This is a genomic window from Streptomyces aidingensis (assembly GCF_900112355.1).
Lineage (GTDB): Bacteria > Actinomycetota > Actinomycetes > Streptomycetales > Streptomycetaceae > Streptomyces > Streptomyces aidingensis.
Window position 1 is genome coordinate 17,310 of the sequence record NZ_FOLM01000022.1, and the last position, 13,507, is coordinate 30,816.

At 74.3% G+C, this 13,507-nt stretch carries 11 protein-coding genes; 6 read left to right on the forward strand and 5 right to left on the reverse strand.

Features of this window, described 5'->3' with window-relative positions; all coding sequences use genetic code 11:
* Positions 1-22: 22 nt before the first annotated feature.
* A complete protein-coding gene (locus tag BM242_RS25720; RefSeq protein WP_217652591.1) occupies positions 23-4,915 on the reverse strand; it encodes an Lhr family helicase in 4,893 nt (1,630 codons plus the stop codon).
* 48 nt (positions 4,916-4,963) lie between these two features.
* On the opposite strand from BM242_RS25720, the gene BM242_RS25725 reads away from it, so the two are divergent.
* The 6 genes from BM242_RS25725 (at position 4,964) to recX (ending at position 9,319) form a co-directional block, all read left to right on the forward strand.
* Positions 4,964-5,836, forward strand: a complete 873-nt coding sequence (locus BM242_RS25725; RefSeq protein WP_245834529.1) for an AraC family transcriptional regulator — start codon at positions 4,964-4,966, stop codon at positions 5,834-5,836.
* Between the two features lie 164 nt (positions 5,837-6,000).
* On the forward strand, positions 6,001-6,732 hold the full coding sequence (locus BM242_RS25730; protein ID WP_093841384.1) for an AzlC family ABC transporter permease: 732 nt from the start codon (positions 6,001-6,003) through the stop codon (positions 6,730-6,732).
* 5 nt (positions 6,733-6,737) lie between these two features.
* On the forward strand, positions 6,738-7,058 hold the full coding sequence (locus tag BM242_RS25735; protein ID WP_093841383.1) for an AzlD domain-containing protein: 321 nt from the start codon (positions 6,738-6,740) through the stop codon (positions 7,056-7,058).
* Between the two features lie 27 nt (positions 7,059-7,085).
* Positions 7,086-7,280, forward strand: coding sequence for a DUF3046 domain-containing protein (locus tag BM242_RS25740; RefSeq protein ID WP_093841338.1), 195 nt, complete (start codon positions 7,086-7,088; stop codon positions 7,278-7,280).
* Between the two features lie 257 nt (positions 7,281-7,537).
* Complete coding sequence (recA, locus tag BM242_RS25745; protein WP_093841339.1) at positions 7,538-8,671, forward strand: recombinase RecA; 1,134 nt, start codon at positions 7,538-7,540, stop codon at positions 8,669-8,671.
* Positions 8,672-8,674: 3 nt separating this feature from the next.
* Complete coding sequence (gene recX / locus BM242_RS25750) at positions 8,675-9,319, forward strand: recombination regulator RecX (RefSeq protein ID WP_093841340.1); 645 nt, start codon at positions 8,675-8,677, stop codon at positions 9,317-9,319.
* 20 nt (positions 9,320-9,339) lie between these two features.
* On the opposite strand, the gene BM242_RS25755 is transcribed toward recX, so the two are convergent.
* The 4 genes from BM242_RS25755 to BM242_RS25770 form a co-directional block, all read right to left on the reverse strand.
* A complete protein-coding gene (locus BM242_RS25755; protein ID WP_093841341.1) occupies positions 9,340-10,875 on the reverse strand; it encodes an FAD-dependent oxidoreductase in 1,536 nt (511 codons plus the stop codon).
* 36 nt (positions 10,876-10,911) lie between these two features.
* Positions 10,912-11,877, reverse strand: coding sequence for an amino acid ABC transporter permease (locus BM242_RS25760; RefSeq protein WP_093841342.1), 966 nt, complete (start codon positions 11,875-11,877; stop codon positions 10,912-10,914).
* Positions 11,874-12,545, reverse strand: a complete 672-nt coding sequence (locus tag BM242_RS25765; protein ID WP_093841343.1) for an amino acid ABC transporter permease — start codon at positions 12,543-12,545, stop codon at positions 11,874-11,876. Before BM242_RS25765 ends, BM242_RS25760 begins: the two co-directional genes overlap by 4 nt.
* A 79-nt stretch (positions 12,546-12,624) precedes the next feature.
* A complete protein-coding gene (locus BM242_RS25770) occupies positions 12,625-13,479 on the reverse strand; it encodes a glutamate ABC transporter substrate-binding protein (RefSeq protein ID WP_093841344.1) in 855 nt (284 codons plus the stop codon).
* Positions 13,480-13,507: the final 28 nt, after the last annotated feature.

Genomic DNA, 13,507 nt, shown 5'->3' on the forward strand with positions numbered 1-13,507 from the left:
CGCCGCGGCGGCGGCCCGCCTCTCAGGCGCGTATCCGCATTCCCTGGGGGGTGGCGTGGAAGCCCGCCTCCTCCAGCAGCCGCACCCATGACGGATCGCCGAGCACGGCCGCGCCATTGACCCGGCCGACCGTCACCGAGCTGCCCAGGGCGCCCGCCGCGGCGGCCCGGGCCAGCACCCGGACCGCCGTATCCAGCCGGGAGCCCGCACGCCGCCCGGCCTCCCGCCCGCCGAGCGCCCCGGGGGGCGCCGTGCCGCCGGTCCCGCTCTCCTCCTCGTCCCATGCCAGCAGGGTCCGCCCGCCGCGCTCCACATAGAGCATCAGCCGGCCGTCCACCAGCACCACCAGCGCCCCCGCCTTGCGGCCCGGTTTGTGACCGGCGCCGTCCGGCGGCTCGGGCCAGGGCAGCGCGGCACCGTAGGCATTGGCCGGATCGGCGGCGGCCAGCACCACCGCCCGGGGCGCGGGGGCGGCCGGAGCCCGCTCGCGGGCACTGCCCACCGCGCGCAGCCGGTCCACCGCGCCGTCCAGCGCGAACTGTGCCGCGCCCAGCCCTTCCACCACATAGCCGCGCCGGGCCTGCCCGCGCTCCTCGAACGCGGACAGCACCCGGTAGGCGGCGGCAAAGCCGCCCTCCACGCCCTCGGCGGCCACCGCGCCCCGGGTGATCACGCCATGCCGGTCCAGCAGGGTGTGGGCGAGGGCGGCGGCGCGCACCGTCGGGTCCGTCTCCCGCGGCGGCAGCAGCGACCAGCGGCCCGCCATGGTGGGCGGCGCGGAACGCGCCGCCGGGCGCCCGGCGGCCAGGGAGCCGTACCGGCCACGCGGCGCGGACCGCCGCGCCCGGTGCGCGGTGGACCCGGCGGTACGCCCGGAACCCAGCCGGGCCCGCAGCGGCCCCAGCGTGTCATTGGTCACCAGCCCGGCCCACACCAGATCCCACACCGCCTCCGCGATCAGGGCATCGCCGTGCGGCTCCGGCGGCCCGCCCCCAGCGCCCTGCCCGGCGGCCTCGGCGCCGCCCTCCGCCGCCGTGCCCGGGACCGGCACCAGGCGGGCCCGGACCTGGTCGGCGAGCTGGCGGAAGAACAGGCCGTAGCCGCCGGCCAGCACCTCCAGGACGGCCCGGTGCACCGGGGACTGCTCCAGCGGCCGGGGCGGCGGCAGCAGCAGCGGCGCGGTGTCGGCCGGATACAGCGACAGCCAGCCGTCCTTGCCGGGCAGCGCCCCCGCGCCCGCCCAGACCACCTCCCCCGAGGCGGTCAGCTCGTCCAGCATCGTCGGTGCGTAGCCCGGCACCCGCGAGGGCAGCACCAGCTTCTCCAGCGCCGAGGCCGGCACGGGCGCGCCCTGCAACTGCTCGATCACCCGGACCAGCCCCTCCGTGCCGCGCAGGCCGCCGCCGGCCCGGCCGTTCTCCGGCTCGGCGGCCGAGGCCGGGACGTGCTGCCACTGGGGCAGGAACTCGGCCAGCGCCTCCGGCGCCACCGGCTCCAGCTCCTGGCGCAGCGCCGCCAGCGAGCGGCGCCGCAGCCTGCGCAGCACCCCCGGATCGCACCACTCGTGATCCGGCTCCCCGGCCTCCGCGCCTTCCGCCGGCACCGGCCGGAAGCGGCCCTGGACCAGCCGGTTCTCCGCGGCCATCCGGCGCAGCGCGCCGTCCACCACCGCGACCCCCAGCCCGAACCGCGCCGCGGCCTGCGCGGAGGTGAACGGACCGTGCGTGCGCGCGTAGCGGGCCAGCAGATCGCCCAGCGGATCCTTCACCGGCTCGGTGAACGCCTCCGGCACCCCGATCGGCAGCGCCGCGCCCAGCGCGTCCCGCAGCCGGCCGGCGTCCTCCACGGCCGCCCAGTGCTCCCGGCCGCCGAACCGCACCGGAATGGCCCGCCGGGCCCGGCCCAGCTCCCGCACCCACTCCGGACCGGCACCGCGCCCGGTCAGCTCGTCCTCCGTCTGCGGCCCCAGCAGCCGCAGCAGATCGGCCAGGCCCTCCAAGTCCCGCAGCCGCCGCTCCTCGGTGCGCCACTGGAGCTCCCGCTCCAGCTCGTGCAGCACCGCGGGATCGAGCAGCTCGCGCAGCTCGGCCTGGCCCAGCAGCTCGGACAGCAGCCGGGAATCCAGCGACAGCGCCGCCGCCCGCCGCTCGGCCAGCGGGCTGTCCCCCTCGTAGAGGTACTGGGCGACATAGCCGAAGAGCAGCGAGCGGGCGAACGGCGAGGGCTCCCGGGTGGTGACCTCGACCACCCGCACCCGGCGCGACTCGATGTCGCGCATCAGCTCGCGCAGACCGGGGACGTCGAAGACGTCCTGAAGGCATTCGCGCACCGCCTCCAGCACGATCGGGAACGAGCCGAACTCGCTCGCCACCGAGAGCAGCTGGTGCGCCCGCTGCCGCTGCTGCCACAGCGGGGTGCGCCTGCCGGGACTGCGCCGGGGCAGCAGCAGCGCCCGGGCCGCGCACTCCCGGAAGCGGGAGGCGAACAGCGCCGAGCCGCCCACCTGGTCGGTGACGATCTGCTCCACCTCGTCATGGGTGAACAGCACATCGGCGGCCCCGACCGGGGCCCGGGCGTCGTCGTGGGCGGCGTCCCCGGCGCCCTCGGGCAGGGGGGCGGTACCGTCGAACTCGCCGTCGGGGAAGCCTTCGGTGCCGAGCAGATCGGCGTCGGGCAGCCGCAGCACGATGCCGTCGTCCGCGTGCAGCACCTGCGCGTCCAGCCCGTGCCGCTCCGCCAGCCGGGCGCCGAGCGCCAGCGCCCAGGGGGCATGCACCTGGGCGCCGAACGGGGAATGCACCACGATCCGCCAGTCACCCAGCTCGTCCCGGAACCGCTCGACCACGATGGTGCGGTCGTCGGGGACATGGCCGGCGGTCTCGCGCTGCTCGGCCAGATGCGCCAGGACGTTGTCCACCGCCCAGTCGTCCAGCCCGGCCGAGGCCAGCCGCTCCCGGGCGGCGGGCGTCCCGAGCCCGCCCAGCTCGCGCAGGAACGCGCCCAGCGCCCGGCCCAGCTCCAGCGGCCGGCCGAGCTGATCGCCCTTCCAGAACGGCAGCCGGGCGGGCACCCCGGGCGCCGGGGACACCAGCACCCGGTCCCGGGTGATGTCCTCGATCCGCCAGGAGGTGGTGCCCAGGGTGAACACATCGCCCACCCGGGACTCGTAGACCATCTCCTCGTCCAGCTCGCCGACCCGGCCGCCGCCCTTCTTCGGGTCGGCCCCGGCCAGGAAGACGCCGAACAGGCCGCGGTCCGGGATGGTGCCGCCGGAGGTGACCGCCAGCCGCTGGGCGCCCGGCCGGCCGTGCACCGTGTTCGCCACCCGGTCCCACACCAGCCGGGGGCGCAGCTCGGCGAAGGCGTCCGACGGATAGCGGCCGGCCAGCATGTCCAGCACAGCGTGGTACGCCGACTCGGGCAGTGCGGCGAACGGCGCCGCCCGGCGCACCAGGGCCAGCAGCTCGTCCACGTCCCAGGTGTCCATCGCGGTGATCGCGACCAGCTGCTGGGCCAGCACGTCGAGCGGATTGGCGGGCACCCTGAGCGCCTCGATGGCACCCTGCCGCATCCGCTCGGTGACCACCGCGGACTGCACCAGATCCCCCCGGTACTTGGGGAAGACCACACCCGTGGAGACCGCGCCGACCTGGTGCCCGGCCCGGCCCACCCGCTGGAGCCCGGAGGCCACCGAAGGCGGCGACTCCACCTGCACCACCAGATCGACCGCGCCCATGTCGATGCCCAGCTCCAGGCTGGAGGTGGCCACCACGGCGGGCAGCCGGCCGGCCTTGAGATCCTCCTCGACCTGGGCGCGCTGCTCCTTGGAGACCGAGCCGTGGTGCGCCCTGGCCAGCACCGGGGGAGCGCTGCTGCCCGCGCCGGAACCGCCCATCAGCTCGGCCGGGCCGTGCGCCTCGGGCAGGGTTTCTCCGGTGGCGCGTTCGTAGGCGATCTCGTTCAGCCGGTTGCACAGCCGCTCGGCGAGGCGGCGGGAGTTGGCGAAGACGATGGTGGAGCGGTGCGCCTGGACCAGATCGACGATCCGCTCCTCCACCGAGGGCCAGATGGAGGGGCGCTCTCCGGCCGGGCCCGGCCCGCCGCCGCCCGCCCGGGCCCGCCCGCCCGGCGCCAGGGGGTTCTCCGGCGGCCGGGACCCTCCCGGCTCCCCCATGTCCGGCACCGGAACCACCACGGAGAGCCGCCACTCCTTCTCGGCGGGCGGCTGGACGACCAGCGCGCCGCGCCGCGGGGAGAGAAAACGGGCCACCTCGTCCACCGGGCGGACGGTGGCGGACAGGCCGATCCGGCGGGCCGGGCGGGGGAGCAGCTCGTCCAGCCGCTCCAGGGAAAGCGCGAGATGGGCGCCGCGCTTGGTGCCGGCCACCGCGTGCACCTCGTCCAGGATGACCGTCTCCACGCCGGCCAGGGCCTCCCGGGCGGCGGAGGTCAGCATCAGGAACAGCGACTCGGGGGTGGTGATCAGGATGTCCGGCGGGCGGCGGGCCAGCGACCGGCGCTCGGCCGCCGGGGTGTCGCCGGAGCGGACGCCGACCGTGATCTGCGGCTCGGGCAGACCGAGCCGCACCGCCTCCTGGCGGATGCCGGTGAGCGGAGAGCGGAGGTTGCGCTGCACGTCCACGGCGAGCGCCTTGAGCGGGGAGACGTACAGCACCCGGCAGCGCCGCAGCGGATCGGCGGGCGGCGGCACCGAGGCCAGCCGGTCCAGCGAGGCGAGGAAGGCGGCCAGCGTCTTGCCGGAGCCGGTGGGCGCCACCACCAGGACATCGGACCGGGCGGCGATGGCCCGCCAGGCGCCCTCCTGCGCGGCGGTGGGCGCGCGGAACGCCCCGCTGAACCACGCGCGCGTGGCCGGGGAGAAGCCGTCAAGGGCCGGGGCCGGACCGTCCGTCATGCGACCCATGGTGCACCCCGCCGCCGACAACGCCGCACAATGGGCGTCATGAGCGTGGCCATGGAAAGCTCCTGCCCGGTCCCGGGCGGCGGCGAGTGGGCGCGGCACTGGCGCTACGCCGGGCTGCCGGGCCTGGAGCTGCTGCGTGCCCGCTATGTGGGGCATGCATTCCCCCGGCACACGCACGACGGGTATGTGCTGGGCGCGGTCACCGCCGGGGTGGAGGCGGTCGGGCTGCCGGGCGGGACGGAGTACGCCGGTCCGGGCAGTGTGGTGATGATCAATCCCGAGGTGCCGCACACCGCGCGGGCCGGGCGGCCGGACGGCTGGGCGTATGCCACCCTCTATCCCTCGGCCGGGCTGGTCGCCGAGGTGGCCGCGGAGACGGGCGCGGCCGGGCGCGGCGGCGGCACGGTCGGGTTCCGCCGGGAGATGGTGCGGGATCCGGAGGCGGGCAGACTGATCACCGAGGTGCACCGGGCGGCCGAGCAGGACGATCCGCTGACCGCGGACACCCTGCTGCGGGTCGCGCTGGCCCGGCTGCTGCGCGACCACGGCGGGGTGCTGCCGGACCGGGCGCCGCGCGGCGCGGGCGCGCGTGACGCCGAACGGGCGCGGCTGCTGCTGGAGGAGCGGATGACCGCCCCGCCCACGCTGCAGCGGCTCGCCGCCGAGCTGGACACCAGCCCGTTCGCGCTGCTGCGGGCCTTCCGGCGGCGGTACGGCATGCCGCCGCACGCCTGGCTGACCGACCGCCGGGTGCGGCGGGCGCGGGCGCTGCTGGCGGCGGGGAGCCGGCCCGCCGAGGCCGCGGCGGCGGCCGGTTTTTCCGACCAGGCGCATCTGACCCGTCACTTCACCCGCATCGTCGGGGTGCCGCCGGCCGCCTACCGGCGGGCGCACGCCGTGCCCCGCCGCTGAGCGCGCCGACGTCCGGCCGGGGTGCAAAAACGTACAAGACCGGGCGGCACCGGATCGCTTAGCGTGCCGGGGTGAACGATCGGGTCGATTCCTCAGCCTTCCCGGCGGGTCCCGCGGGCGCCGGAGAACCCGCGGGCGCCGGCGCCTCCGCCGGCGCCTCCGCCGTGACGTCCGGCGCAGCCGCCGCGGTGCCCGCTCCGGACACCGTGCGCCGGGCGGTGCGCCAGGCCCTCGGGACCGGTGTCGCCGTGGGCGTCTCCGGCTTCGCCTTCGGCGCCACCGCCGCCGCGGCCGGCCTGAGCGTGGCCCAGAGCTGCGTGCTCAGCCTGCTGGTCTTCACCGGCGCCTCGCAGTTCGCGCTGGTCGGCGCGCTTGCCGCGGGCAGCGGTCCGGTCACCGCCGCGGCCGGGGCGTTCTTCCTCGGGGTGCGCAACTGCTTCTACGGTCTGCGCCTGTCCGCGCTGCTCCGCCCGCCGCGCCGGCTGCGGCCGTTCGCCGCCCAGTGGGTGATCGACGAGACCGCCGCGGTGTCCTTCGCCCAGCCCGACCGGCGGGCGGCCCGGGCCGGCTTCGCCGTCACCGGACTCACTCTCTATCTGCTGTGGAACCTCACCACCCTGCTGGGTGCGCTGGGCGCCTCCGGCCTGGGCGATCCCGCGGTCTGGGGCCTGGACGCGGCCGGGCCCGCGGTCTTCCTGGCGCTTGTCGCGCCGATGCTGAAGACCGCGGTGGAGCGGGCCACGGCGGTGCTGGCGGTGCTGCTGGCGCTGATCGGTCTGCCGCTGATCGGTCTGCCGCTGCTGCCGGCCGGGGTCCCGGTGCTGCTGGCCGCGCTTGCGGCGCCCGCCGTGCTGTGGGTGCACGGCCGCCTGGACGGCCGGGAGGTGACCCGGTGAGCGGGCTGGACCCGGCCGCGGTGTGGCCGGCCGTGGTGCTGACCGCGGTGGGCTGCTACCTGGTCAAGCTGCTGGGCCTGTCCGTGCCGGCCGGGGTGCTGGAGCGCCCGCTGGTGCGGAAGCTGGCCGCCCTGCTGCCGGTCGCGCTGCTGGCGGCGCTGACCGCGATCCAGACGGTGGACGACGGCACCGGCGCACCGGTGCTGGACGCGCGTGCGGCCGGGCTGGCGGCGGCGGCCGTGGCGGTGCTGCTGCGGGCGCCGTTCCTGCTGGTGGTGGTGGCGGCGGTGGCGGTGACGGCCGGGGTCCGGGCGCTGGGCGGCTGACCCGGTGGCCGGGGGGATACTGGGAACATGCGGCTGACGGACTTCTGGGAACGGATGCGGGAGCATTTCGGCGAGACCTACGCGGACTCCTTCGCCCGCGACCATGTGATGTCGGAGCTGGGCGGGCGCACGGTGTACGAGGCGCTGGAGGCGGGCTGGGAGGCCAGGGACGTGTGGCGTGCGGTGTGCAGGGCGATGGACGTACCGGCCCGGCTGCGCTGAACCTGCCGGGAGGACGGAACCTGCCGCATCTCCACGCTTCCGCGAGGCGCCCCCGACCTGCTGCTTTGCTCCTTCGTCACCCCTTTGAACTGCGGGTTTGCGGTTTTCCACAGGCCCGGCGGGTCGCTTGACACAAAAATCGAACATCCATTCATATGGAGGGACGGCGGCTGCCGCAGGCCGCCCCGGACCGATTGTCAGTGGCACGCGCTAGCGTCATTGACGTGAAGCGATCGAACCAGAAGACGGTGGCACCCATGGCAGGTACGGACCGCGAGAAGGCGCTGGACGCCGCTCTCGCGCAGATTGAACGGCAGTTCGGCAAGGGCGCTGTCATGCGCATGGGCGAGCGGACCCAGGAGCCGATCGAGATCATTCCCACCGGTTCGACCGCCCTCGACATCGCGCTCGGCGTCGGCGGTCTCCCCCGGGGCCGGGTGGTGGAGATCTACGGTCCGGAGAGCAGCGGCAAGACGACCCTGGCCCTGCACGCCGTGGCCAACGCCCAGAAGAACGGCGGCACGGTCGCCTTCGTGGACGCCGAGCACGCGATGGATCCCGAGTACGCCAAGAAGCTCGGGGTGGACGTGGACCAGCTCATCCTCTCCCAGCCGGACAACGGCGAGCAGGCGCTGGAGATCACCGACATGCTGATCCGGTCCGGCGCGCTGGACCTGATCGTGATCGACTCGGTGGCCGCCCTGGTGCCGCGGGCGGAGATCGAGGGCGAGATGGGCGATTCGCATGTGGGTCTCCAGGCCCGGCTGATGAGCCAGGCGCTGCGGAAGATCACCGGCGCGCTCAGCCAGGCCAAGACCACGGCGATCTTCATCAACCAGCTCCGGGAGAAGGTCGGCGTGATGTTCGGCTCCCCGGAGACGACCACCGGCGGCCGGGCGCTGAAGTTCTACGCCTCGGTGCGGCTCGATGTCCGCCGCATCGAGACCCTGAAGGACGGCACCGACGCGGTGGGCAACCGCACCCGGGTCAAGGTCGTGAAGAACAAGGTCGCGCCCCCCTTCAAGCAGGCCGAGTTCGACATCCTCTACGGCGTGGGCATCAGCCGCGAGGGCGGACTGATCGACATGGGCGTGGAGCACGGCTTCATCCGCAAGTCCGGTGCCTGGTACACCTACGAGGGCGACCAGCTCGGCCAGGGCAAGGAGAACGCCCGCAACTTCCTGCGCGACAACCCCGATCTCGCCAATGAGATCGAGAAGAAGATCAAGGAGAAGCTGGGCGTCGGCCCCAAGCCCCAGGCCCCGGAGCCGGAGCCCGGCGCGGACGCGGCCGGCGGCGAGGCGGCGGCCACCGTACCCGCTCCCGTGGCGGCGGCACCGGCAGCCAAGGCGCCCCGGACCGCCAAGGCCGCGGCGGCGGCCAAGAGCTGAGCCGTGCACCGGCCGGGACGGCAGCCGCAACGGCAGGAAGAACGCGAAGCGCATGAGGAGCACGCGGAAACCGGAGGACATGGGCACGGGACACCGGGCGGCGGCGGAACGGACGGCGGCCGGGCCGGGGCGAGGGCTCCGGCCGATCCGGTGGAGCGGGCGCGGGCGCTCTGCCTGCGGCTGCTGACCGGAGCCCCGCGCACCCGAGGGCAGCTTGCCGAGGCGCTGCGCAAGCGGGAGATCCCGGAGGAGGCCGCCGCAGCGGTCCTGGACCGTTTCGAGGAGGCCGGACTCATCGACGACGCGGCCTTCGCCGACGCCTGGGTGGAGTCCCGCCACCATGGCCGGGGCCTGGCCCGGCGGGCACTGGCCCGCGAGCTGCGCACCCGGGGCGTGGACAGCACACTCATCGAGGAAGCGGTCTCCCGGCTGGACGGCGAGCGGGAGACCGAGACCGCCCGGGAACTTGTGGCGCGCAAGCTGCGTGCCACCCGGGGCCTGGACCGCCAGAAGCGGATCCGGCGGCTGGCCGGGATGCTGGCCCGCAAGGGCTATCCCGAGGGCCTGGCCCTGCGCGTCGTCCGGGAGGCCCTGGAGGCCGAGGGCGAGAACCCGGACGTCCGGGACGGCTGCCTCCCCGAGCCCTGACCGGACGGGGCCCCGGAAGGTCAGGCGCGCAGCGCGGTGACGGCGTGGCGCAGGGCCGGGGCATCGGCGGCGGGCAGCGCCGCCGCCAGCCGGCCGTCCGGGCGGACGAGCAGCAGGGTGTGTGCCCCCGCACCCGGATACTCCTCGGTGACCAGCAGTTCCGTCGGCAGGGGCACGGTCCGCAGCGCCTCGGCGAGCTCCGGGATCAGTCCCGCGGTCAGCCAGTGCCGGGAGTCCCACACCCGGGAACCGGGTGCGGTGAGCACCGCCAGCAGTGGCCCGCCCAGCAACGCGCGCAGCATGGCTCGGGTGCCGTCCAGCGCGGTCACCGGCACATCGGCGGCCGGTGAGCCCGGGGGAGTGGCCAGTGCCCGGGCCCGGCGTGGGTCGCCGCCCGGGGCCGGGTAGACACCGGGGCCGCCCAGGGTGCCGAGGCCCAGATGGGCGTCGGTGAGCAGGGCCAGCCGGCCCCGGCCGCGCACCGTCTGCCGGTCGCCGCCGCGCCCGCGTACCAGCGGCAGGGCCTGGTCCACGGCGCGCAGCCGGGTGCCCACGGCCGGGCGCCGTTCCCGCTCGTAGCCGTCCAGCAGTTCCCCGGCATCGTCCTGGTGCCAGGCGACGGCCAGCCTCCAGGCCAGGCTGTCGGCGTCCCGCAGGCCCTCGGCGGTCTGCTGGGTGCCCAGCGCGCCCAGCAGATGGGCGGCGTCCCCGGCCAGAAAGGCCCGGCCGTGGCGCCAGCGCCGGGCCAGCCGCTGGTGGCACTGGTGCACCCCGGTGTCCAGCAGCTCATAGGCCGGGACCCCGCCGTCGCCGTGCCAGGCCGCCAGCGTGCGGTGCAGTGACTCCAGCAGCGCCTCCGGGGTGACCAGCCCGCCGTCCGGCGGCATCGGCCAGTCCAGCCGCCATCGCAGTCCGGTCAGCGGCCGGGCCAGCACCTCGGGGGTCCGGCCGCGGTCCGGCCCGGGCAGAGCCCGGTGCAGCGCACCCTCGTCCGGTTCCGCCCCCGGCCACAGCAGCGCCGCCCGTACCGTGGCCACGGCATAGCGCTCCACCGCGGTCCGGCCCGGGAACGGGATCCGCAGCAGTTTGCGCACCGTGGAGCGGGCGCCGTCGCAGCCCACCAGGAAGCTGCCGGACCGTTCCCGGCCCCCGCTCAGCACGGCGGTGACACCCTTCTCGTCCTGTTCCAGCCCGGTGATCCGGCAGCCCGGGGCGATCTCCACCAGCCCGGTGCCCAGTGCCTCCGCCCGCAGCCCGGCCTCCAGCGCGTCCTGCGGCAGATGCAGCGGGGCGGCGTCCCGTGGGAACGCGGTGTGCTGCACCGTTCTCCCGCGATGCGTGGTGCGCCAGCCGGACCAGGCCAGGGCGTGCCGGCGCACCGCGGGCGGCCCGGCCCAGTGCGCGGCGTCCGGCGGCAGCACACACGTCCGGGCCGGCCGCCCCTCCGGCTGCCGGTCCGCGCCGTCCAGCAGCAGCACGGGCACGGCACGGCGGGCCAGGGCGAGCGCCAGCGCGAGCCCGGTCGGGCCCGCGCCGGCGATGATCACGGGCTGCACAGGAGTATGCAACCCAGCGGCCGACACCGCGTCAAGTCAGGTTTGCCCCTGGTCGTTGGGCTGGTCCCCGGGCCGGTCCCCCGGGCGGTCGTGGGGCGGTTCCAGGGCCTTGACCGTCGGCAGCGTCGGCTGGCCGGCCTCGGTCTGCTCGTGGGGCTCCATGGTGAGCACCGCCCCGGTGGTCCGCTTGCCGCGCCGGATCCGTGCCTCCAGCCAGTGCGCGAAGCTGGTGATCAGGTAGTTGAGCACGATGTAGATGACGGCCACCACGGTCAGTGAGGCGATCAGATTGGCGTAGTTGGCGTTGATCAGGCCCGCCGAGCGCATCAGCTCGCTGTAGCCGAGCACCGCGCCGCCCAGCGCGGTGTCCTTCACGATCACCACAAGCTGGCTGAGGATGGCCGGCAGCATGGCGGTCACCGCCTGCGGCAGCAGCACGTACAACATGAGCTGGCTCTTGCGCATGCCGACTGCCAAGGCCGCGTCTGTCTGTCCGCGTGGCAGGGCTTGAACTCCAGCGCGCACCACTTCGGCCAGCACCGAGGCGTTGTACAGCACCAGCGCGGTGACCACCGCGTACAGCGGCCGGTTGTCCGGCTCCACATCGGTGAACCGGGCGTACGCCTCGTTGGCGAAGATCATCAGGATCAGCACCGGGATGGCCCGGAAGAACTCCACCACGGCGCCGGCCGGCACCCGGACCCAGGAGTGGTCGGACATCCGGGCGATGCCCAGCACCGCGCCGAGCGGCAGCGCGATGACGATGGCCAGCAGCGCCGCCTTGACGGTCGCCCACAGTCCGGGGAGCAGGAAGGTGGTCCACACCCGGCCGTCGGTGACGAACGGCTTCCACTTGTCCGCGGCGAGCTGTCCCTCGTCGTGCATGGTGTCCAGCACCCACCACGCGGCACCGCCCAGCACCAGCACGAACAGCACGGCCAGGAGCACGTTGACCGACCGGGCGCGCGGCCCGGGCACGTCGTAGAGAACGGAAGAACTCATCGCTTCACCGCCACCCGCTTGGCCACCCAGCCCAGGACCAGCCCGGTCGGCAGGGTGAGCAGCACGAATCCGGAGGCGAAGAGCAGGCCGATGACCAGCGTCTGCGCCTCGTTCTCGATCATTTCCTTCATCAGCAGCGCGGCCTCGGCCACCGAGATCGCCGCCGCCACCGTGGTGTTCTTGGTCAGGGCGATCAGCACATTGGTCAGCGGCGCCACCGAGGAACGGAACGCCTGCGGCAGCACGATCAGCCACAGCACCTGGACGAAGCTCAGCCCCATGGCGCGGGCAGCCTCGGCCTGGCCCATCGGCACGGTGTTGATGCCGGAGCGCAGGGCCTCGCACACAAAAGTGGCGGTGTAGGCGGACAGCCCGAGTACGGCGAGCCGGAAGTAGGCGGTGCTCTGGTCGTCCGAACCCATGTCTACCCGCAGTGTGAAGTACAGCCCCTGGGCGCAGGCGATGATGATCACGGTGAGCGGGATGTTGCGGATGATGTTGACGTATGCGGTGCCAAAGGCACGCATCACCGGCACCGGGCTGACGCGCATCGCCACCAGCGCGGTTCCCCAGACCAGGGAACCGATCGCCGAGAACACGGTGAGCTGCACCGTCATCCAGAACGCGCCGAACAGGTCGTACCGTTCGAGATCAAGAAAATCGAACACGGGTCTCGTACTCTCGCCGGGCAGCAGGGACGGGGAACGCGCGCGGGGCCGCCGGCGGCCGGCGGCCCCGCGCCGCGGGTCAGCTCGTCTCGGTGATCTCCGGGGCCGGCTCGTACTCGTAGCCGGAGGGCCCGAAGTTCTTCTCCACGAACTGCTCCCAGGAGCCGTCCTCCACCATCTTCTCCAGGGCCGCGTTGATGTCGGCCTGGAGTTCGGTGTCGCCCTTGGGGATGCCGATGCCGTAGTTCTCGTCGCTCAGGCTCAGCCCGGCCAGCTTGAACTTGCCGGCGTACTGCTCCTGCGCGGCATAGCCGGCCAGGATGGCGTCATCCGTGGTCAGCGCGTCCACCACACCGCTCTCCAGACCGCTCAGGCACTCGGAGTAGGTGTTGAACTCACTCAGATCGGCGTCCGGGGCGAGGTTCTCCTTCATGTTCTGCGCCGACGTGGACCCGGAGACCGAGCACAGCGTCAGGTCGTTGATCTCCTCGACCGAACCGACCGAGTCGTCCGCGCGGATCAGCAGGTCCTGGTGGGCCAGGAAATAGGGGCCGGCGAAGCTGACCTTCTCCTTGCGCTCGTCGGTGATCGAGTAGGTGGCCACGATGAAGTCCACGTCACCACGGCTGAGCATGTTCTCCCGCTCCGGGCTCGGGGACTCTTTGAACTCGATGTTCTCCGCATCGACGCCCAGTTCCTTGGCCACATAGGTCGCGACATCGACATCGAAACCCGTGAAGGTCCCGTCCTCGGTCTTCAGGCCCAGGCCCGGCTGGTCGAACTTGATGCCGATGGTGAGCGTCTGCGCCTCCTCGCCGCCGCCACCGCTCCCGGCGCCGTTGTCGCCGGAGTCGTCATCGGACCCGCAGGCGGTGGCGGTCAGGGAGAGAGCGAGAACGGCAGCGGCCAGCGCGCTTGCCTTGCGGATCTTCATTGTCGGCTTCCCCTTGGAATCGGTGGGT

Coding starts and splice junctions, on each gene's coding strand:
- BM242_RS25725 (WP_245834529.1), top strand. CDS start 4,964: ATGAGCGTGGCCATGGAAAGCTCCTGCCCGGTCCCGGGCGGCGGCGAG.
- BM242_RS25740 (WP_093841338.1), top strand. CDS start 7,086: ATGCGGCTGACGGACTTCTGGGAACGGATGCGGGAGCATTTCGGCGAG.
- recA (WP_093841339.1), top strand. CDS start 7,538: ATGGCAGGTACGGACCGCGAGAAGGCGCTGGACGCCGCTCTCGCGCAG.
- BM242_RS25770 (WP_093841344.1), bottom strand. CDS start 13,479: ATGAAGATCCGCAAGGCAAGCGCGCTGGCCGCTGCCGTTCTCGCTCTC.
- BM242_RS25720 (WP_217652591.1), bottom strand. CDS start 4,915: ATGACGGACGGTCCGGCCCCGGCCCTTGACGGCTTCTCCCCGGCCACG.
- BM242_RS25760 (WP_093841342.1), bottom strand. CDS start 11,877: ATGAGTTCTTCCGTTCTCTACGACGTGCCCGGGCCGCGCGCCCGGTCG.